At 70.8% G+C, this 18374-nt stretch carries 18 protein-coding genes; 8 read left to right on the plus strand and 10 right to left on the minus strand.

Annotated features, from left to right (window positions below; translation table 11 throughout):
* Window positions 1-5 precede the first annotated feature (5 nt).
* Window positions 6-407: a winged helix-turn-helix transcriptional regulator gene (locus ACFZCP_RS09550; RefSeq protein WP_391425620.1), complete on the minus strand. Its 402-nt coding sequence runs from the start codon at window positions 405-407 to the stop codon at window positions 6-8.
* A gap of 91 nt (window positions 408-498) precedes the next feature.
* Here ACFZCP_RS09550 and ACFZCP_RS09555 point away from each other — a divergent pair, with 91 nt between their 5' ends.
* Window positions 499-1938 (plus strand): MFS transporter, encoded by a 1440-nt coding sequence (locus ACFZCP_RS09555; RefSeq protein ID WP_391425622.1) that lies wholly within the window; start codon window positions 499-501, stop codon window positions 1936-1938.
* 7 nt (window positions 1939-1945) lie between these two features.
* Here ACFZCP_RS09555 and ACFZCP_RS09560 read toward each other — a convergent pair whose 3' ends face one another.
* Window positions 1946-2803, minus strand: coding sequence for an NAD(P)H-binding protein (locus tag ACFZCP_RS09560; protein ID WP_391425623.1), 858 nt, complete (start codon window positions 2801-2803; stop codon window positions 1946-1948).
* 96 nt (window positions 2804-2899) lie between these two features.
* Between ACFZCP_RS09560 and ACFZCP_RS09565 the strand changes: the two genes are divergently transcribed.
* On the plus strand, window positions 2900-3697 hold the full coding sequence (locus ACFZCP_RS09565) for a helix-turn-helix domain-containing protein (RefSeq protein ID WP_391425625.1): 798 nt from the start codon (window positions 2900-2902) through the stop codon (window positions 3695-3697).
* Between the two features lie 43 nt (window positions 3698-3740).
* Window positions 3741-4337, plus strand: coding sequence for a 3'-5' exoribonuclease domain-containing protein (locus tag ACFZCP_RS09570; RefSeq protein ID WP_391425627.1), 597 nt, complete (start codon window positions 3741-3743; stop codon window positions 4335-4337).
* Here ACFZCP_RS09570 and ACFZCP_RS09575 read toward each other — a convergent pair.
* Window positions 4309-4929 (minus strand): TMEM175 family protein, encoded by a 621-nt coding sequence (locus ACFZCP_RS09575; protein WP_391425629.1) that lies wholly within the window; start codon window positions 4927-4929, stop codon window positions 4309-4311. The genes ACFZCP_RS09570 and ACFZCP_RS09575 overlap by 29 nt on opposite strands.
* Window positions 4930-5331: 402 nt before the next feature.
* On the opposite strand from ACFZCP_RS09575, the gene ACFZCP_RS09580 reads away from it, so the two are divergent.
* A complete protein-coding gene (locus ACFZCP_RS09580) occupies window positions 5332-8220 on the plus strand; it encodes an AAA family ATPase (protein ID WP_391425631.1) in 2889 nt (962 codons plus the stop codon).
* Between the two features lie 31 nt (window positions 8221-8251).
* On the opposite strand, the gene ACFZCP_RS09585 is transcribed toward ACFZCP_RS09580, so the two are convergent.
* The 7 genes from ACFZCP_RS09585 to ACFZCP_RS09615 all read right to left on the minus strand — a co-directional run bounded on the left by ACFZCP_RS09585 (window position 8252) and on the right by ACFZCP_RS09615 (window position 13969).
* Window positions 8252-9667, minus strand: a complete 1416-nt coding sequence (locus ACFZCP_RS09585) for a solute carrier family 23 protein (protein ID WP_391425632.1) — start codon at window positions 9665-9667, stop codon at window positions 8252-8254.
* A gap of 218 nt (window positions 9668-9885) precedes the next feature.
* Window positions 9886-11265: an 8-oxoguanine deaminase gene (locus tag ACFZCP_RS09590; RefSeq protein WP_391425634.1), complete on the minus strand. Its 1380-nt coding sequence runs from the start codon at window positions 11263-11265 to the stop codon at window positions 9886-9888.
* A 127-nt stretch (window positions 11266-11392) separates the two neighbouring features.
* Window positions 11393-12316, minus strand: coding sequence for a factor-independent urate hydroxylase (gene pucL / locus ACFZCP_RS09595; protein ID WP_362685085.1), 924 nt, complete (start codon window positions 12314-12316; stop codon window positions 11393-11395).
* Between the two features lie 4 nt (window positions 12317-12320).
* Complete coding sequence (gene uraH, locus ACFZCP_RS09600; RefSeq protein WP_391425637.1) at window positions 12321-12713, minus strand: hydroxyisourate hydrolase; 393 nt, start codon at window positions 12711-12713, stop codon at window positions 12321-12323.
* 4 nt (window positions 12714-12717) lie between these two features.
* Window positions 12718-13230, minus strand: a complete 513-nt coding sequence (gene uraD / locus ACFZCP_RS09605) for a 2-oxo-4-hydroxy-4-carboxy-5-ureidoimidazoline decarboxylase (protein ID WP_362685079.1) — start codon at window positions 13228-13230, stop codon at window positions 12718-12720.
* A 128-nt stretch (window positions 13231-13358) separates the two neighbouring features.
* Window positions 13359-13721, minus strand: a complete 363-nt coding sequence (locus ACFZCP_RS09610; protein WP_362685076.1) for a helix-turn-helix domain-containing protein — start codon at window positions 13719-13721, stop codon at window positions 13359-13361.
* Window positions 13718-13969, minus strand: a complete 252-nt coding sequence (locus ACFZCP_RS09615) for a hypothetical protein (RefSeq protein ID WP_362685073.1) — start codon at window positions 13967-13969, stop codon at window positions 13718-13720. The genes ACFZCP_RS09610 and ACFZCP_RS09615 overlap by 4 nt, the downstream gene beginning before the upstream one ends.
* A 170-nt stretch (window positions 13970-14139) precedes the next feature.
* On the opposite strand from ACFZCP_RS09615, the gene ACFZCP_RS09620 reads away from it, so the two are divergent.
* From ACFZCP_RS09620 to ACFZCP_RS09635, 4 genes are all read left to right on the plus strand, one after another.
* Window positions 14140-14979, plus strand: coding sequence for a TIM barrel protein (locus ACFZCP_RS09620; protein WP_391425639.1), 840 nt, complete (start codon window positions 14140-14142; stop codon window positions 14977-14979).
* Window positions 14980-15119: 140 nt separating this feature from the next.
* Window positions 15120-16013 carry a 2-hydroxy-3-oxopropionate reductase gene (locus tag ACFZCP_RS09625; RefSeq protein ID WP_391425640.1) on the plus strand — a complete coding sequence of 298 codons (894 nt, stop codon included), beginning with the start codon at window positions 15120-15122 and terminating at the stop codon, window positions 16011-16013.
* A 215-nt stretch (window positions 16014-16228) separates the two neighbouring features.
* The gene (locus ACFZCP_RS09630) at window positions 16229-17686 is read left to right on the plus strand and encodes a catalase (RefSeq protein WP_391425643.1); all 1458 of its coding nucleotides are present in this window, start codon (window positions 16229-16231) and stop codon (window positions 17684-17686) included.
* Between the two features lie 398 nt (window positions 17687-18084).
* A complete protein-coding gene (locus ACFZCP_RS09635) occupies window positions 18085-18318 on the plus strand; it encodes a hypothetical protein (protein ID WP_362685061.1) in 234 nt (77 codons plus the stop codon).
* The last annotated feature ends 56 nt before the right edge of the window (window positions 18319-18374 follow it).

Genomic DNA, 18374 nt, shown 5'->3' on the forward strand with positions numbered 1-18374 from the left:
CGGGCCTATGCGTCGAGCAGCTCGGGCTGGTGCTCGGCGTCGTAGGCCGCCCGTGCCTCGGCGATGTACAGCCGGTTGTGCTCGGCCCAGTCGGTCAGCCGCTGCAGCGTCTCGTGCAACTCATGGGCGACCGGGGTGAGTTCGTACTCCACCTTCGGCGGGACCGTCGGGTGCACGGTGCGCGTGACCAGGCCGTCGCGCTCCAGGTTGCGCAGGGTCAGCGTGAGCATGCGACGGCTGATGCCCTCGATGCCGCGCTCCAGCTCCGTGAAGCGGATGGGTCCCCGGGCGGCCGCGACGAGGATCTGCACGCTCCATTTGCCGGCCACCCTGTCAAGAACCTCTCGGATGGGGCAGGCGTGCGCGTTCACTGCCTGGACGGTAACACCGGTGTTCCTCTGGGACATCCGACTGCCTCCTTACGCCGGCCTCCATGGTCACTCACGATGGACTCCGTTACAAGTCGTGCACCTAGGTGCACTTGAGGAACGGGGAGCCATGTCGGCCGCGATCGAGAACAGCCCGTCACCGGCAACGGTGGCACCTTCACGAACATACCCCCGCCGGGCCTCCCTCGCCGTTCTGTGCGCGGGCACACTGATGACGGTCCTGGACGGCAACATCGTCACGGTGGCCATGCCGGCCATCCAGAACGACCTCGGCTTCAGCGGGGCCGGCCTCGCCTGGGTCGTCAACGCGTACCTCATCGCCTTCGGCGGGCTGCTCCTGCTGCTGGGCCGGCTCGGTGACCTGGTGGGCCGCAAGCGGATGTTCACGGCGGGGCTCGCCGTGTTCACCGCGGCCTCGGTGCTGTGCGGGGCCGCGACCGGGCAGGGGGTGCTGATCGCCGCGCGGGCCCTGCAGGGCGCGGGCGGGGCGATGGCCTCGGCCGTGGTCCTCGGCATGCTGGTCGCCCTCTTCCCCGAACCCCGGGAACAGGCCCGCGCCATCGCGGTGTTCAGCGCGGTCGGCGCGGCCGGCGGGGCGCTCGGCACCTTCCTCGGCGGCGCCCTCACCCAGGCCCTGGACTGGCACTGGATCTTCCTGATCAACCTGCCCATCGGCGTGGCCGCCTGGCTGGCGGCGGTGCGCGTTCTCGCCCCCGAGCGCGGGGCCGGGCTCGGCAGGGGCGCCGACTATCCGGGGGCCGCGCTGGTGACGGGCGCGCTGATGCTCACGGTGTACGTCATCGTGGGTGCCGGGAGCCGCTCCCCGGCCGCCACCGGGCTCCTGGCGGCCGCGGCGCTCGCCCTGTTCGCGGGGTTCACCCTGCGCCAGGCCCGGGCGGCCCGCCCGCTGCTCAGGCTGCGCCTGTTCCGCTCGCGCGCGCTGTCCGGTGCGAACGCGGTCCAGATGCTGATGATCGCCACGATGTACGGCTTCCAGTTCATCGGCGCGCTGTATCTGCAACGGGTCCTCGGCTACGGCGAGCTGGCCACCGGTACCGCCTTCCTTCCGGCTCCGATCGCCATCGGCCTGCTCATGCTGGGCCTGTCGGCACGGACCGTCGCCCGGTTCGGCGGACACCGGGTGCTGGTGGCCGGCCTGGTGCTGGTCGCCGCAGGCATGGCCCTGCTGGGCCGCGCGCCCACCGACGGCTCGTACCCCCTCGACGTGCTGCCGCCGCTGCTGTTGCTGTCCGCGGGATTCGCTGCGGCGATGCCCGCGCTGACCGGGCTGGCGATGTCGGGGGCACGGGAGGAGGACGCCGGGCTGGCGTCGGGCCTCTTCAACACCACGCAGGTGGTGGGTGGTTCGCTGGGCCTCGCCTCCCTGAGCGCGCTGGCCGCCGCCCGCACCGAGACCCTGGTCGGCCGCGGCGAGGAACTGATCCCGGCCACGGCCGCGGGATACCGGCTTGCGTTCCGGGTTGCTACGGGCATCGCGGTGGCGGCGCTGGTGCTGGCGGCGGCGGTGCTGCGGACGGACGGCGAGTGACAGCCGGCTACCCGGCCGCGAACGCCTCCCTGTGGTCCTCGGCCCACTCCTGGAAGGACCGGGCCGGCCGGCCCAGCACCTCCGGCACGTCCTCGGTGACCAGCGCGTTGCGGCCCTCACGGACGTAGGCGACACCCGTCAGGACGCCTTCGGCCCGTGCCTCGTCGAACCCCCAGGCGGAGCGGAGGAAGTCAAGGGTCTCGTCCGGCGACAGATCCCGTGTGCCGACCGGGCGGCCGAGGACCGCGGCGAGGACGGCGGCCTGGTCCGGCGCGCTGATCGCCTCGGGCCCGGTCAGGGTGTACGTCCGCCCGGCGTGCCGGCCGTCGAGCAGGGCCGACACCGCCACCTCGGCGATGTCGCGCGGGTCGATGACTCCCGACGCCCCGTCACCGGTCAGATTGGGCACCGGCTCGCCCCGGTGGACCGCCTCGGCCCAGCTCAAGGTGTTCGAGGCAAACGACGACGGCCGCAGGACCGTCCACTCGGCCCCGCTCGCCGCGACGGCCCGCTCGCCGTCCACGTGCCACGCGCCGGACGGACCGACCCCGGGCTCGCCCGTCCCGATGGCGGACAGTTTCACCAGCCGACGCACACCTGCCGCACCGGCCGCACCGACCAGCGCCGTGTCGTACCGTCCGGCATCGGGGCCGGGCGGGTTCACCAGGAACGCGGCATTCACCCCCGCCATCGCGCCCGCCAGCGAGTCCGGGTCGGAGTAGTCCCCGCGCACCGGCTCCACCCCGGAGGGCACCCGGGCCCGCGCCGGGTCGCGGGTCAGGGCGCGCACCTTCTCACCGCGCGCCGCGAGCTGTCGTACGACTTCACTGCCGGTGGTGCCCGTGGCACCCGTCACCAGAATCATGGGGTCCACGGTGGCCCGGGCACGGCGTACGGCTCTTGGAAATTCCGGCACGGTCCGCCCGGCCGGAAGGCGGTGCGGTGCCCTTACGGTGGAGGCGTGCCGAACGCCATCGCCGAGCAGGCGCTGACCACTCCTGGGATCTTGCGTCCCTGGATCTCCGGGATGCGGACCATGTCCGTCACCGCCCCGTCCGAGGAGCCCTTCGTCCGTCTTCCCGCCGCGGTCACCAAGGTGGTGCTCCGGGTGGACGCGGACGGGCGGCGCGACGTGCTCGCCGTCGGTCCTCGGGTGCGCGCCTCGTACCACGAGGGCAAGGCCCGCCTCTCCTGCGTCGAGCTGAGCCTCGCACCCGGCACGGCCCGTCCTCTTCTGGGTGTCCCGGCCACGGAACTGGTCGGCCGGGTGGTGCCGTTGCAGGCGCTGCCGGGCGAGGCGGCCGACCGGCTCGCGGCCGAGTTGCGGTGGCTGGACCCCCAGGAGGCCGTACCGCATCTGACCGAGACGCTGCCCGCGCTGCTGTCGGCCGCCGTGGACCCCTCCCGCACCGCGCTCCTGCGGGCCGGGGTCGACGCCCTGTCGGTCCATCCGGACCGGGGACCCGCGCAGGTCCGTGACGTAGCGCGGGAACTCGCGGTCAGCGAGCGCCAGTTGCGCAATCTCTTCGCCGAGGGCGTGGGCGTCTCCCCCAAGCACTACACGCGCATCGACCGCGTCCGCACGGTCGTCACCCGGGCATCGAGCGCCCCCTGGTCCCGGCTAGCGGCCAGTACCGGCTACTACGACCAGTCGCACATGACGTCCGACTTCCGTGCCCTGATGGGTGTGCCGCCGCGCTCGTACTTCACCGGCCGACTGCCCGCGCTCTCGCCCTGCCGGGCGGGCCTGCGCCGCTGAAACGGGATGCGTGGCAGGGCGCCGGCTGCCATGCTCCGGTGTCATGCCCGCTCGACGTGTCAGACCCAACCGCTGCATCTCCGTGGACATCGAGGCCGACGGCCCGATTCCGGGGCCGTACTCCATGCTCAGCCTGGGTGCGGCCGTCGCCGGCACCCAGGACGCCGACGGGTTCACTCCGGCCGACCCCGAACAGCAGACGTTCTACCGCGAACTGCGCCCGATCTCCGACGAGTTCGTGCCCGAGGCGCTGGCCGTCAGCGGCCTGGACCGGGACCGGCTGAAGACCGCGGGCGCCGAACCGGCAGCGGCCCTCGCCGACTTCACCGCCTGGGTCCGCGAGGTCAGTACGGGTGCCCAGCCGGTGATGTGCGGCTACCCGGCGTCGTACGACTGGACGTTCCTGTACTGGTACCTGATCCGCTTCACCGGTGAGAGCCCCTTCGGGCACTCGGGCTGCCTGGACATGAAGACGCTCTACGCCACCAAGGCGGGCCTGCCTCTGCGGGCGGTCGCGAAGGGCACGATGCCCAGGCATCTGCTGCCCAGGCGCCGCCACACGCACCACGCCCTGGACGACGCCGTCGAGCAGGCCGAGCTGCTCGCCGGTCTCATGGCGTGGCCGGGTCCCGGCGCGTAGGCACCGGGACCTGGTTGAACGCGTAGTACAGGGCGAGCAGGCCGTGCGCGGCCAGGGTCAGCGGTGCGGAGACGAACGCCAGGCCGACGGTCAGCGGATAGCCCAGGGAGCCGAGGGCGAAGCGGACCCGGGTGGCTCTGGCGGCCGAGGCGTCCACGCGGGCGTCGAAGAGATGACCGGTGCGGGTGAGGTGCCACCACAGGGCCTGGAAGGTGAGCGCCATCAGGACCATCACCAGGCTGTACACGGCGGCGGCCGCATGGGAGGCGTGGTCCTCGCGCAAGTACTCGGCGAGCATCGCGGTCGGCCAGGGCACCGCGGCCACCACCATGAGCAGGAGCAGGTTCAGGAACATCAGTGTCCGGTCGACACGGGCGACATAGCTGAAGACCTGGTGGTGGTTGACCCACATGATGCCGATGACCAGGAAGCTCACGACATAGGAGGCGTACGAGGGCCACTGGTCGGCCAACGCCCGCCACAAGCCGCCGTGTTCACCGGCCGCAGGGACCTTGATCTCCAGGATGAGCAGGGTGATGGCGATGGCGAAGACGCCGTCGCTGAAGGCCTCGACACGGCTGGACTCGTTCATGGTGGACTCCCCCGTCGGCGCACAGTGACTCCCCATCGTGCCGTACCCGCCGTACCGCACGCACCGCACGCCACACGGTGCTGCCCAGCCGGGCCGCCAAGACGATCTCGTCCCAGTGCTGGTGGACCAACTCGATGACATCCACGGCTCATTCCCTTCGTCCGCTGTCCGTACCGTCGCGCCCGACCGGGGTCTTAGGCCTCGCGGTTCCGGTCTACGTGGCGCGCTCGGCCGGCCTGAAGCAACGGCGGACAGCGGCCGGACACACCCACCGTGACCTGCGGAGAAGGTCGCCGTCCGGGTGTCCGAACGTGTCCGGGTCCGGACACCTGCGCGATCTGGGCGGACAAAACGGCAGACCGCGTAAGCTCGGTAGACGGCACCATGGGGGTGGAGGAGCGCATGAGGACGGGCCGGGAGCAGGAGACGCCGACCGGGGGACTGGTGTTGACGCCCATCGACCCGGAGGCCCCCGAGCAGATACGGGCGTTGGCTCTGCGGCTGCGGGGGCTCCTGTCCGCCGCCGGGTTCAGCAGCGTCCGGGAGATCGCCGCCACTTGCGCCGTGGGCCGGACGACCGTTTCGGACGCCCTGTCCGGGACCCGCGCGCCGACCTGGACGACCGTCACGACGCTGCTCAGGGGCAGCCGGGCGACGCCCGACGCGGGGTGGCGGCGCGCCGTGGACGCGGCGAAGGACGCGGAACGGGCACGGAAGAACGCCCGGCGTGGTGGACCGGCCACGGGCGCGGGGACACGGCCAGGGTCCTTCGGGCTCGCGGCGACCGTTCACGACGGCGATGTTTCTGTGCCCGGCACCTTCTCCGTCCGTGCGCCCTATGGGGAGCTTCCGGTCCAGGTACGGGGACGTGACGAGTTACTGGCCTCGCTGGAACGGGAGTTGCTGGAGGGCACCGACCAGGTCCAGGTGCTGCACGGGCTCGGAGGTAGCGGCAAGACGACGGTGGCCCTGTGGCTGGCCCAGCGGGCTCACCGCCAGGGGCGCCGGGTGTTCTGGATCTCGGCCACCACCCGGGACCGGCTGACCACCGGGATGCGTCAGGTGGCGCGGGAACTGGGGGTCTTGGAGCAGGAGGTCGAGGCCGCCTGGTCAGGACGGTCGAGCGCAACGGACCTGCTGTGGCGGGCCCTCGACCGGGCGGGCGAGCCGTGGCTGCTCGTGGTCGACAACGTCGACGAACCGGCGGTGGCCGCCTCGCAGGACGGTGCGGTGGGTGACGGCGCCGGCTGGATCCGGACCAGCCCGGCCGGGCTCACCGTCGTCACCACGCGGATCGGCAACCCGGTGGTGTGGGGTGGACAGGCTCTGTGCCGGGCCGTAGACGTCCTGTCACCGGCGGACGGGGCCGCCGTGCTGATGGACTTCGCTGGCGACGCGGGTCCGGCGACGGACGCCCGGCTGCTCGCCGAGCGGCTCGGCGGGCTGCCGCTGGCACTTCGGCTGGCGGGGTCGTACCTGGCACGCACCCGGCGAGGGTTCGGGCTCCTGCGCAACTGCGTACAGGACTTCGCCGGGTACGCGCGTGAACTCGAACTGCTGGGAACCGAGTTGCTGGACCGGGGCGAGCCCGAGGACGGGCCGACGGGAGAACGACAACTGCGCCGACTGGTCAGCCGCACCTGGGAGATGAGCCTCGACCTCCTCGCCGGGCAGGGGCTCCCGGAAGCGCGCGTGCTGATGCGGCTGCTGTCCTGTTTCGGCCGTGCGCCGTTTCCGGTGCCGGTGCTGCAGCTGGCCGTGGAGACGAAACCGGACTTCTTCCCCGAGGGGGCCGAGCGCTGCGAGGCGGCTCTGGAGGCGCTGGTGGACCTGAGTCTGCTCACGGTGGAGGGCGTCACGGCCTCGGTCGACCACGAGACCAGTACACGCAGTGTGATGCCGTGCCTGACGGCTCATCCCCTGGTGCTGGAGACGAATGCCCAGCAGATGCGGGTCGCCGCCGAACCCGCCCGCGTCGAGCTCTGGCGAGGTGCGTCCTCGATCGCCGATGTGCTGGCCGCGGTGTCGGTTGCCCCGGAGATGTGGAAGGTCTGGCAGCTCCTGGTACCTCATGTCATGGCCGGGATCCGCGCGGTGCCACCGGAGTACGGCACCTCGCTGGCCGCTTTCCTGAAGGCCGGCGTAGCGGCTGATTTCTTCAGCGCCTCGTCCAACAACCACGACCTCTCCATGGAACTGGTCGCCCTGCTGATGGAGCGCTCCGATGCGCTCCCGCCCGACGATCAGCTCAGGGCCACCATTCACCGCCTGCACCACGACGCTTTCAGGGGCCCCGAGTGGGTGGCTGCGGCGCACGAACTGTTCCTGGCGCTCCGCGAACAGCTGGGGCCCGACCACAAGGAGACGGTTCTGGCTCGCCTGGGATGGGCGAGAGCCCTGCGGAGCGTGGGCGAACTCCGGCAAGCCGAAACCGAGCTGAAGGGCACTGTCGCGTCGCTGCGGCAGGTGCAGCAGGCTTCGGGGCATGTGGTCGTGGCCGTGGCCGACCTGGTCAGCACTCTGGCCGCACTGGGCAGGACGGAGGAGGCCGCGGCCGAGGCGCATTCCCTGAAGCGAGAGATCATGCTGCGCGGGGACACGGTCGACGTCGCCCTGGCTCACCATGCGGCCCATGCCCTCGACGCTGCGCGCCTGCTGCCCGAAGCCGAGGAAGTGTATCGCGGCATTCTTGCCGAGCTGGAGGCGGCGGCGGAGACCCGATCACCGCTCTACCAGGACATGTCCAGGCACCTGGCCAACAATCTCGACCGCCAGGACCGCAGCCGCGAGGCGCTGGATCTGCTCGGCGAGGTGCTCGCACGCCACCGGTCGGACCCGCGCACCCCCGCCGACGCTCTTCCTGCCTTGGTCCATCTCCACCGTGCGCGTGTGGACCTGCAGGTCAAGCTGGGCGAAGCGGCCCGGGCTGAGACGGAGCTGCGGGCCTTGCTGGACCAGGATCTCGCCGCACTCGACTCCTCGGACACAGCCGTCGTCCGGGCCCGGATCACGCTGGTCCGCGTCCTGCTCCACCGCCGACGGGCCGATGCCGCGGCTGCTGAGATGGACCGGGTCGAGGCGGCGGCGACCGCTGCGGGCGAGAGGTCCGTCCCCTGGGACGTCCGGCTGTGGCGGGCCCGCTGCCACACCGCGCAAGGCCGGTATGCGGAGGCGCTCGCCGTGTACGACGAGGTGATCGCCGCGGTGGCCCATGACGCGGACCTGCTGGGTTCGGTCACCGAGGAGTCCGCGAAGTGCCGACGGGTGGCCGCCGACGAAGCCGGGGAATGACCACGGCATCGTCGACGGGCCGGTCCACCGCTCAGTGCGTCGGCGCCAGTTCCTCGCCCGCCTCCATCGGATGGGTCACGTCCTGCGCGTCCCGGCCCCTGCCGAGGTGGTTGAAGACCAGGTTCAGCAGGACGGCCGCGACACAGCCGGTGGAGATGCCGGAGTCGAGGACGATCCGCGCCGTCTGCGGGAAGGCGTGGTAGAAGTGCGGCGTGGTGATCGGGATGATGCCGACGGCCAGGGACACGGCGACGATGAGGACGTTGTTGTCCTTGTCCAGGCCCGCCCGCACCAGGGTCTGGATGCCGCTGGCCGCCACCGAGCCGAACAGGACGACGCCCGCGCCGCCGAGCACCGGGCGCGGTACGACCGCGATCAGCGAGGCGGCCATCGGGCACAGACCCATCAGGACCAGGAAGGCGCCGCCGGTGGCGACGACGAAGCGGCTGCGGATGCGGGTCATGGCGACCAGGCCGATGTTCTGTGCGAAGGCGCTGCACATGAAGCCGTTGAACACGGGGCTGAGGGCCGAACCGAGGGTGTCGGCACGCAGGCCCGCGGCGATGGTCCGCTCGTCGGCGGGGCGCTCCACGATCTCGCCCAGCGCGAGCATGTCGGCGGTCGACTCGGTCATCGAGACGACCATCACCACGCACAGGGACAGGATCGCGGCGAGGTGGAACTGCGGGGCGCCGAAGTGGAACGGCGTCGGGAAGCCGATGACGTCCGCGTCGGCGACCGGTCCGAAGTCCGTGGCCCCGAAGGGAATCGCGAGGAGCGTGCCGATGACCAGGCCGAGCAGGACCGCGATCTGCTTGACGAAGCCGTGGGTGAAGCGGCGCAGCAGCAGGACGATCAGGAGGGTCGCGGCCGCCAGGCCCAGGTTGGTGCCCGAACCGTAGTCGTGCGCGGCGGGATCGGGGCCCTGGGCCCAGCCGAAGGCGACCGGGAGCAGGGACACACCGATGAGGGCGATCACCGAGCCGGTGACGACCGGAGGGAAGAAGCGGACGGCCTTGCTGAAGAAGGGGGCGGCCAGGAAGCCGAGGAGGCCGGCGACGATGACCGCGCCGTAGATGACGGGCAGGGCGTCGGACTTGTGGTGCGCCGAGGCGACGATCGCGGTCATGGGGGCGACGCCGGCGAAGGTGACACCGTTGACGAACGGCAGCCTGGCGCCGATCTTCCAGAACCCGAGGGTCTGCAGGAACGTGGCGAGGCCCGCGGTGAACAGGCAGGCGCCGGTGAGGAAGGTGAGTTCGGTGCCGCTGAGGCCGACGGCGGCGCCGACGATCAGGGGCGGGGCGACGACCCCCGCGTACATGGCGGCCACGTGCTGCAGACCGGTGGTCGCCATCTTGAGGGCGGGGAGCTTTTCGTCAACTGGGTGGATCTCGTCGAGCTCGTGGGGCTCGTCGAGCGTCTCGTCGACAGGGTGGGCGGACACGGGCGGCTCCTCCGGTCGGTTAGACACGTCGCTCTGACGCGGGTTTCAGGGAGGTGGTGCGCGGTCGTGCGGGACCGGAGCCCTTCAGGGGCCTGGGACGGTGACCGTTCCGGGACGCGCGCTTGCACGCGCGCCCCGGAGACGGCCGCCATGGACCCCGCTCGGGTCCACGGCTGCCGGCCGGGAGCCGTCCCTCCCGGCCGGAGTCGGGCGGTGGCTCAGGCCTGGGCGGCGATCCGCGCCAGGCGCTGGGCCTCGTCCCGCGTGGAGCGGGCGATGGCGTCCTCGTCGACCGTCAGCAGGCGGCCGTTCTCGACGATCTGACGTCCGTCGACGAAGGAGGCGGTGACCGGGGCCGCCGCGCCGAAGACCAGGGCGGTCACCGGGTCGGCGATCGAGGCGTGCGCGAGGGTGTCCAGCTTCCAGAGCACCAGGTCGGCGAGCTTGCCCGCCTCCAGGGAGCCGGTCTCGGCCGCGCGGCCGAGGACCTGCGCGCCGCCGTAGGTGCCGAGACGCAGCGCCTGGCGGGCGTTGAGCGCGGCCTCGCGGTGGGCGCCGAGACGGTTGATCAGGAGGGCGTTGCGCAGTTCGGTGTGGAGTTCGCCGGACTCGTTGGAGGCCGTGCCGTCGACGCCTAGGCCGACCGGGACGCCGGCCTTCAGCATGTCGGGGACGCGGGCGATGCCGGCGGCGAGGCGGGCGTTGGAGGACGGGCAGTGGGCGACACCGGTCTTCGTGCGGCCGAAGGCGGCGATGTCGGAGTCGTTCATGTGGACGCAGTGCGCCATCCACACGTCCTCGCCCAGCCAGCCGGTGGACTCGAAGTAGTCGGTCGGGCCCATGCCGAACAGCTCGTGGCAGAACTTCTCCTCCTCCACGGTCTCCGAACCGTGGGTGTGCAGCCGCACGCCGAGGCGGCGGGCCAGCTCGGCACCCTGCCTGAGCAGTTCGGTGGAGACGGAGAAGGGGGAGCAGGGGGCGACGGCGACCTGGGTCATCGCGTCGAAGGAGGCGTCGTGGTGCTCCTTGACGGTGGCCTCGGTGGCGGTGAGCGCGCCCTCCAGGGTCTCGACCGCGAAGTCCGGGGGCAGACCGCCGTCCTTCTCGCTGCGGTCCATGGAGCCGCGGGCCAGGGTGAAGCGGACGCCCGTCTCGCGGGCGGCGCGGATGATCGCGCCGGACAGGTCGCCGGAGCCCTGGGGGTAGACGTAGTGGTGGTCCATGGCGGTGGTGACGCCGCCGCGGGCCATGGTGGCGAGCGAGCCCTGGGCCGCCGCGTACGCCATCGGCTCGTCGATGCGCGCCCAGGTGGGGTAGAGCGCGACCAGCCAGTTGAAGAGGTTGTGGTCCGTGGCCAGACCCCGGGTGATCCACTGGTAGAAGTGGTGGTGGGTGTTGATCAGGCCGGGGGTCACGAGATGTCCGGTGGCGTCGATACGGCGTACGACGTTCTCCAGGCCCTCGGGGGCCTTGCCCGCGCCGACCGCCTCGATGCGGTTGCCGGCGATGACCAGGTACCCGGAGGCGTACTCGGTGTCGTCGGCGTCTACGGTCGCGATGGAACAGTTTTCGATGACGATGCGCTGGGCTGCTGCCATGATTCGTCCTTTTCGCTCAGTGGACTGTAGAGGGAGGGCACGGCAGGACCCTAGGGAGTTTGAGTGCCGCGGCCGGGGATCCGAGAGGTGCGTCGCCCCGGCCACGGGTGCCGAAAGTGCGGGGAGGTCAGAGGTTGGTGAGGTCCACCGGGATCTTCGGCTCGCAGCCGTCCCGGAGGATGGTCGCCTCGATCAGGCCGTAGGGCCGGTCGGCGGCGAAGTAGACCTCGTTGTCGTTCTTGAGCCCGAAGGGCTCCAGGTCGACGAGGAAGTGGTGCTTGTTCGGCAGCGAGAAGCGGACCTCGTCGATCTCGCTGCGGTTGTTGATGATGCGTGCGCCCATCTGGTACAGCGTCTGCTGCAGCGAGAGGGAGTACGTCTCGGCGAAGGCCTGGAGCATGTGCTTCCTGGTCTGCTCGTAGGACTTCTCCCAGTTGGGCATCTTCTGCTCGTCGTCGGTCCAGTTGAACCGCCAGCGGCTGGAGACCTGGGTGGCCAGGATGCGGTCGTAGGCCTCCTGGAGGGTCGTGTACTTGTCCTTGACGTAGCCCCAGAACTCGGAGTTGGTCGAGTTCATCACGACCAGGTCCTTCAGGCCGGAGACGACCTCCCACTTCTCACCGTCGTAGGTGATCTGGGTGAGCCGGGTCTCCTGGCCCTTGCGGACGAAAGAGTGCTTGACCTCGTCGGAGCCGATGAACCGGGAGTTGGCGTCCGAGGTCGCGATCCGCTCCCAGGCGTACTCCTCGATGCGGATCCGCGCGGTCTTGATCGGCTCCTGCGAGGTGACGAAGTGGCGGGCGAGGTGGATGCCGAACTGCTCGGCGGACTCGATGCCGTGCTCCTTGGCGAACGCGTACACCGTGTTCTTGGTGGTGTCGGTCGGCAGGACGTTGGCGTTGGAGCCCGAGTAGTGGACCTCTTCCATGTCGCCGCTCAGCGCCACGGATACGTTGAGGTCCTTGATGTGGTGGGTGGCGCCGTCCCGCGTGATCTTGACGACTCGGTTCTCGGCCTTGCCGTACTGGTTCTGTCCCAGGATGGTGGGCATTTAGCTAGCTCCCTCGGTAAACGGAGTAGCCGAACGGGTTGAGCAGCAGCGGCACGTGGTAGTGCTCCCCGGGGTTCACGGCGAAGGTGATCGCCACCTCGGGGAAGAACACGGCACCGCTGTCCCGATTCGCGGGGGCGTCCTGCTGCGCATCGGCTTGCTTCTTCTCGAAATACGCCTCGACCGCGAAGTCGAGCCGTACGTGTGTCGTGCCTTCCGGCAGGTCCGGAAGGTCCTTGCACCGGCCGTCGGCGTCGGTCGCGGAGCCGCCGAGCGCCTGCCAGTCCGCTTCGCTGCCGCTGCGGGCGGACAGCTGGACGGCGACGTTGCCGGCGGGGCGGCCGACGGAGGTGTCCAGGATGTGGGTGGACACGGAGGCGGTGGTGCTGGTGCTCATGGTCTCAGGCGTCCTCTTCGACGAGTCGGGCCAGTCGGATGCGGTTGATCTTGCCCAGCTCGGTGCGGACGATCTCCCGCTCCTGCTCCGGCGCGTTGCCGATCCGTTCCCTGACCGCGTCGCGCATCTGCTCGCCGGTCCGGCCGGTGGCGCAGATGAGGAAGACATGGCCGAACCTGTCCTGGTAGGCCAGGTTCAGTTCGAGCATCTCCGCCTTGAGTTCCTCGGCGGCGCCGGCCATGCCGGCCTGCTCCCGCGCGGAGGTCGGGTCACCGGGCCGGGGGCGGCCGATCGGCGGGTGGCCGGCCATCGCCTCCTCCAGGTCCGCGGTGCCCAGCTCGGCCATGGCGGCGTCGCTCGCGGTGTAGAGGTCGTCGGCGGTGGCGTACGGGCGGGCGGCCAGCAGCCGCCGGCCCCACTCGGTGGAGGCGCACGCCTCGTGGAGGGCGGCGAGGGCCGCGGCTTCCTCCAGGACGTTGAACCGGGCCAGGCCCGGGGGCGTGGAAGTCGTAGTCACGGGAGCCTCCGTGGCCAGAAACGGCCGTCGTGCTGAACGGGCTGCCGATAGCTAACGCCCTCGGAAACATCCCGTCAACACTTTGTTGAAAATTCCGCGTAACAAGCCGGGGAGGACGTCCGGGGCGGTCAGACGCCCTTCTCCCGGTTCAAATAGTTGTAGACCGTGAAGCGGCTGACGCCGAGGGCGCTCGCCACGGTCTCCACTCCGTGCCGCACGGCGAAGGCACCCCGCGCCTCCAGTATCCGCACGACCTCCTGCTTGGCCTTGCGGTCCAGGTCGGCCAGCGGCCTGCCCTGCCGGCGCTCCATGGCGGCGAGGATGTGATCGAGGGAGTCGGCGAGCTGGGGCAGGCGTACGGCGACGACGTCCACGCCCTCCCAGGCGAGGACGACGTCCTCGGGGCCGGCCTCGTCGGGCGGCATCATCTCCCCGCCCATGGCGTCGACCAGCGGCTTCACGGCCGTGATGAAGGGCTCGTCCCCGGTCATCCATCCCCCTCCCCGATCACGTTGACCTGGAGCGAGACCCGGGTGGCACCGGCCTCCAGAGCCTTGCGCAGCAGCGCGTCCACGGCGGTGAGCACGCTGTCGGCGCCCCCTTCCGCCGTGTTGCCGAACGGGCCGACGTCGACCTCGTCCAGCTCGGCGGCCTCGATGACCTCCCGCGCCACCAGGGCGTGCGCGGGCGCCTCGTCGAGGTCGAAGGGTTCGGTCGTGAACTCCACTCTCAATCGCACGCGCACAACCTAACGCGCGGTACGGGCTTTCGGGCAGCCCTGCCCGGCCCGCGGGCACAGCGGCGGCCGACCCCCCTTGACAAGCGGCGACACACGACGGCAATCTTCCATTAAGCAGAAACGAACTTCCGTAATACGGAATCACTACACGGAAGGGAGCGCCGACCCCCATGGGATTCGCAGAGCAGCGCTTCAACGTCAACCTGTCGATCCTCTTCACGGAACTCCCGCTCCTGGAGCGTCCCGCGGCCGCCGCCGCGGCGGGCTTCACCGCGGTCGAGCTGTGGTGGCCCTGGGTCGACTCGCCCACCCCCGAGCAGTCCGAGCTCGACGCCCTGAAAAGGGCGATCGAGGACGCGGGCGTCCAGCTCACGGGACTGAACTTCTACGCCGGACAGCTGCCGGGCCCGGACCGCGGCGCCCTGTCGGTGCCGGGCGAGGAGTCGGAGAGGTTCCGCGCCAACATCGACGTGGCCGCCGGCTTCGCCGCCTCGCTGGGCTGCAAGGCGCTCAACGCGCTCTACGGCAACCGCGTCGAGGGCACGGACCCGGCCGAGCAGGACGCGCTCGCCCTGGAGAACCTCGTGCTCGCGGCCCGGGCCGCGGACCGGATCGGCGCGACCCTGCTGATCGAGGCGCTGAACCGGCCCGAGTCCCCGCTGTACCCGCTGGTGTCGGCGCCGGCCGCGATCGAGGTCGTGGACAAGGTCAACGCGGCGACCGGCCTCGGGAACGCGAAGTTCCTGATGGACCTGTACCACCTGTCCATGAACGGCGAGGACCTGCCGTCGGTGATCGAGCAGTACACGGCGAAGACCGGCCACGTCCAGATCGCCGACAACCCGGGCCGCGGCGCCCCCGGGACGGGTTCGCTCCCGCTGGAGCAGCTCCTCGACCAGCTGAAGAAGGCCGGTTACGACGGCTGGGTCGGCCTGGAGTACAAGCCCGGGGCTTCACCGAGTGCCGAGGCGTTCGGCTGGCTGCCGGCCGCAGCACGCGCCGCCCGCTGAGGCGGCGCCCCCGCCCCAAAGCTCCGCCCCCAGCCCCCCGTATCGGCCCTTCGGCCGCGTCCTCCCACGCCGGACGGGCTGGATCTTCGCCGACGCCCGCCCCACAGCAGACGTATTTGCCGCAGTCAGAGAGGCACCCCATGAGCAACACCCTCCCCAAGATCGCCTGGATCGGCCTCGGCATCATGGGCTCCCCCATGTCCGAGAACCTGATCAAGGCGGGTTACGACGTCACCGGCTACACGCTGGAGCAGGACAAGCTGGACCGGCTGGCCGCCGCCGGCGGCAGCGTGGCCGGCTCGATCGCCGAGGCCGTGCGCGACGCCGACGTGGTGATCACCATGGTTCCCGCGTCCCCGCACGTCGAGGCCATCTCCTACGGCCCCGACGGCATCCTGGAGAACGCCCGCTCCGGCGCGCTGCTGATCGACATGTCCTCGATCACCCCGCAGACCTCCGTCGACCTGGCGGCGGCCGCCAAGGACAAGGGCATCCGGGTCCTGGACGCCCCCGTCTCCGGCGGTGAGGCCGGTGCCGTCGAGGCCGTGCTGTCGATCATGGTCGGCGGCGAGCAGGCCGACTTCGACATCGCCAAGCCCCTCTTCGAGGCGCTCGGCAGGACCATCGTGCTGTGCGGCCCGCACGGCTCGGGCCAGACCGTGAAGGCGGCCAACCAGCTGATCGTCGCCGTGAACATCCAGGCCTGCGCCGAGGCCGTGGTCTTCCTGGAGAAGTCGGGCGTGGACCTGACGGCCGCGCTGGACGTCCTCAACGGCGGCCTCGCGGGCTCGACCGTGCTGACCCGCAAGAAGGACAACTTCCTCAACCGCGACTTCAAGCCGGGCTTCCGCATCGACCTGCACCACAAGGACATGGGCATCGTCACCGACGCCGCCCGCAACGTCGGCGCCGCGCTGCCGGTCGGCGCGGTCGTCGCCCAGCTGGTCACCTCGCTGCGCGCCCAGGGCGACGGCGGCCTGGACCACTCCGCGCTGCTGCGGGCCGTGGAGCGCCTCTCCGGCGCCCAGGTCTGACGCACCCCGAGACTTCCGGGCGGCGTCGGCGCTGACAACTGTCCTGTCGCGCCCAGGCGTCGGCGCCGCCCGGAATCAGATTCAACAAACTGTTGACGCCCTGTCCACCCAAACCTAGGCTCACGCCAGCGGAAGCTCCATGAAGCGGAAGTCTGTTTCCGAAGACACCGAACATTCCGCAGATTCCCGCTGCCCCCTCGCACGGAAGGTCCACGATGTCGAAGCGCGTGCTCACGACAGAGGCCGGCGCACCGGTCGCCGACAACCAGAACTCCGCCTCCGCCGGTGCAGGCGGCCCGCTCCTGCTCCAGGACCAGCATCTCCTGGAGAAGCTCGCCCGGTTCAACCGTGAGCGGATCCCGGAGCGCGTGGTGCACGCCCGCGGCTCCGGTGCGTACGGCCACTTCGAGGTGACGGACGACGTCACCGGCTACACGCACGCCGACTTCCTGAGCACCATCGGCAAGCGCACCGAGGTGTTCCTGCGCTTCTCCACGGTCGCCGACTCCCTCGGCGGCGCGGACGCGGTGCGCGACCCGCGCGGCTTCGCGGTGAAGTTCTACACCGAAGAGGGCAACTACGACCTCGTCGGCAACAACACCCCGGTGTTCTTCATCAAGGACCCGATCAAGTTCCCCGACTTCATCCACTCGCAGAAGCGGGACCCGTTCACCGGCAAGCAGGAGCCGGACAACGTCTGGGACTTCTGGGCGCACGCCCCCGAGGCCACGCACCAGGTGACCTGGCTGATGGGCGACCGCGGCATCCCGGCGTCGTACCGCCACATGAACGGCTACGGCTCGCACACCTACCAGTGGACCAACGACCAGGGCGAGGCCTTCTTCGTCAAGTACCACTTCAAGACGAACCAGGGCATCCGCTCCCTGAGCGGCGAACAGGCCGCTCAGACCGTGGGCAACGACCCCAACTCCCACCAGACGGACCTGCTGCAGGCCATCGAGCGCGGTGTGCACCCGTCCTGGACCCTGTACGTCCAGATCATGCCGGCGGCCGAGGCGGCCGACTACCGCTTCAACCCGTTCGACCTGACCAAGGTGTGGCCGCACAAGGACTACCCGCTGCAGCGGGTCGGCCGCCTGGTGCTGGACCGCAACCCGGACAACGTCTTCGCCGAGGTCGAGCAGGCCGCGTTCTCCCCGAACAACTTCGTTCCGGGCATCGGCCCCTCCCCCGACAAGATGCTCCAGGGCCGCCTGTTCGCCTACGCGGACGCCCACCGCTACCGGCTCGGCGTCAACCACACCCAACTGGCCGTCAACGCCCCGAGGGCGACGGCCGCGCAGAACTACGGCCGCGACGGCTTCATGGCGGCCAACTCCCAGGGCCGTCACGCCAAGAACTACGAGCCGAACTCGTACGACGGCCCGGTGGAGACCGGCCGCCCGCTGTCGGCCCCGCTGGCCGTCTCCGGGCACACCGGCACCCACGAGGCCCCGCTGCACACCAAGGACGACGACTTCTACCAGGCGGGCGAGCTGTACCGGCTGATGTCCGAGGAGGAGAAGCAGCGTCTGGTCGCGAACATCGCCGGCGGCCTCTCGCAGGTCTCCCGCGACGACGTGATCGAGAAGAACCTGGCCCACTTCCACGCCGCCGACCCGGACTACGGCAAGCGCGTGGAGGCGGCGGTCCGCGCCCTGCGCGAGGACTGAGCCACGGACGGCGTCCGGGCTCCGACGGGGAGGTCGGGCCCGGACGCGAACGACCCGCAACCGAGCGGTCCGGATGAGGGGTGACCACTCGGTACGGCGGGCAGGGCGAGGACCGCGGCGGCATGCGAGCCAGTGCGGTGGTGAAGGATCCGGGTCCCTTCTCGACCAGAGGGAAAGGGCTCCCGGCTCCGTCGCATCCGCCGCGGTCCCCAGCCACACCTCTTTCAGAGAGGTCGCCGACCCCGTCCGGCGGCGCGAATGTCCTGTCGCGCCCAGCCTCGCGCCGTCGGACGGCCAGCACACGACACCGAAGCGCCCCCCTGCCGGGGAGGGCGCTTCGTGCTGTCCCGGTAGGGCCCCGGCGTGCGCGTGCGCCCCGTCCGCAGGACGCTGAAGCCATGGGCAATCCGACGCAGTACCCGCACATCGTGGTCCACGCCCCGGCCCTGGACGGCTCCCGCCGGGTCACCGAGGGAGAGATCACCCTGGGTCTCGCCTCCCACCTGGACGATGTCGTCGAGATCCTGCGGCTGGCCGACCTGGACCGGATCGAGGTCGAGGAGAGCGATCTGATCGAATGGCAGGGCGGCGGCCCGGACGACTGGCCGGGCCTGTCGGAGCACGACATCTGACGGCGCCGCGTACGTCAGCGGCCGTAGCCGGCCTGCGCAACCCTCAAATCAACCTC

This window comes from Streptomyces sp. NPDC007971 (genome assembly GCF_042958635.1).
GTDB lineage: Bacteria > Actinomycetota > Actinomycetes > Streptomycetales > Streptomycetaceae > Streptomyces.

Bases quoted from the DNA above. Each gene is read 5' to 3' on its own strand.
- ACFZCP_RS09550 (WP_391425620.1), bottom strand. From the start codon at position 407: ATGTCCCAGAGGAACACCGGTGTTACCGTCCAGGCAGTGAACGCGCAC.
- ACFZCP_RS09555 (WP_391425622.1), top strand. From the start codon at position 499: ATGTCGGCCGCGATCGAGAACAGCCCGTCACCGGCAACGGTGGCACCT.
- ACFZCP_RS09560 (WP_391425623.1), bottom strand. From the start codon at position 2,803: ATGATTCTGGTGACGGGTGCCACGGGCACCACCGGCAGTGAAGTCGTA.
- ACFZCP_RS09570 (WP_391425627.1), top strand. From the start codon at position 3,741: ATGCCCGCTCGACGTGTCAGACCCAACCGCTGCATCTCCGTGGACATC.
- ACFZCP_RS09575 (WP_391425629.1), bottom strand. From the start codon at position 4,929: ATGAACGAGTCCAGCCGTGTCGAGGCCTTCAGCGACGGCGTCTTCGCC.
- ACFZCP_RS09580 (WP_391425631.1), top strand. From the start codon at position 5,332: ATGAGGACGGGCCGGGAGCAGGAGACGCCGACCGGGGGACTGGTGTTG.
- ACFZCP_RS09590 (WP_391425634.1), bottom strand. From the start codon at position 11,265: ATGGCAGCAGCCCAGCGCATCGTCATCGAAAACTGTTCCATCGCGACC.
- pucL (WP_362685085.1), bottom strand. From the start codon at position 12,316: ATGCCCACCATCCTGGGACAGAACCAGTACGGCAAGGCCGAGAACCGA.
- uraH (WP_391425637.1), bottom strand. From the start codon at position 12,713: ATGAGCACCAGCACCACCGCCTCCGTGTCCACCCACATCCTGGACACC.
- ACFZCP_RS09610 (WP_362685076.1), bottom strand. From the start codon at position 13,721: ATGACCGGGGACGAGCCCTTCATCACGGCCGTGAAGCCGCTGGTCGAC.
- ACFZCP_RS09620 (WP_391425639.1), top strand. From the start codon at position 14,140: ATGGGATTCGCAGAGCAGCGCTTCAACGTCAACCTGTCGATCCTCTTC.
- ACFZCP_RS09625 (WP_391425640.1), top strand. From the start codon at position 15,120: ATGAGCAACACCCTCCCCAAGATCGCCTGGATCGGCCTCGGCATCATG.
- ACFZCP_RS09630 (WP_391425643.1), top strand. From the start codon at position 16,229: ATGTCGAAGCGCGTGCTCACGACAGAGGCCGGCGCACCGGTCGCCGAC.
- ACFZCP_RS09635 (WP_362685061.1), top strand. From the start codon at position 18,085: ATGGGCAATCCGACGCAGTACCCGCACATCGTGGTCCACGCCCCGGCC.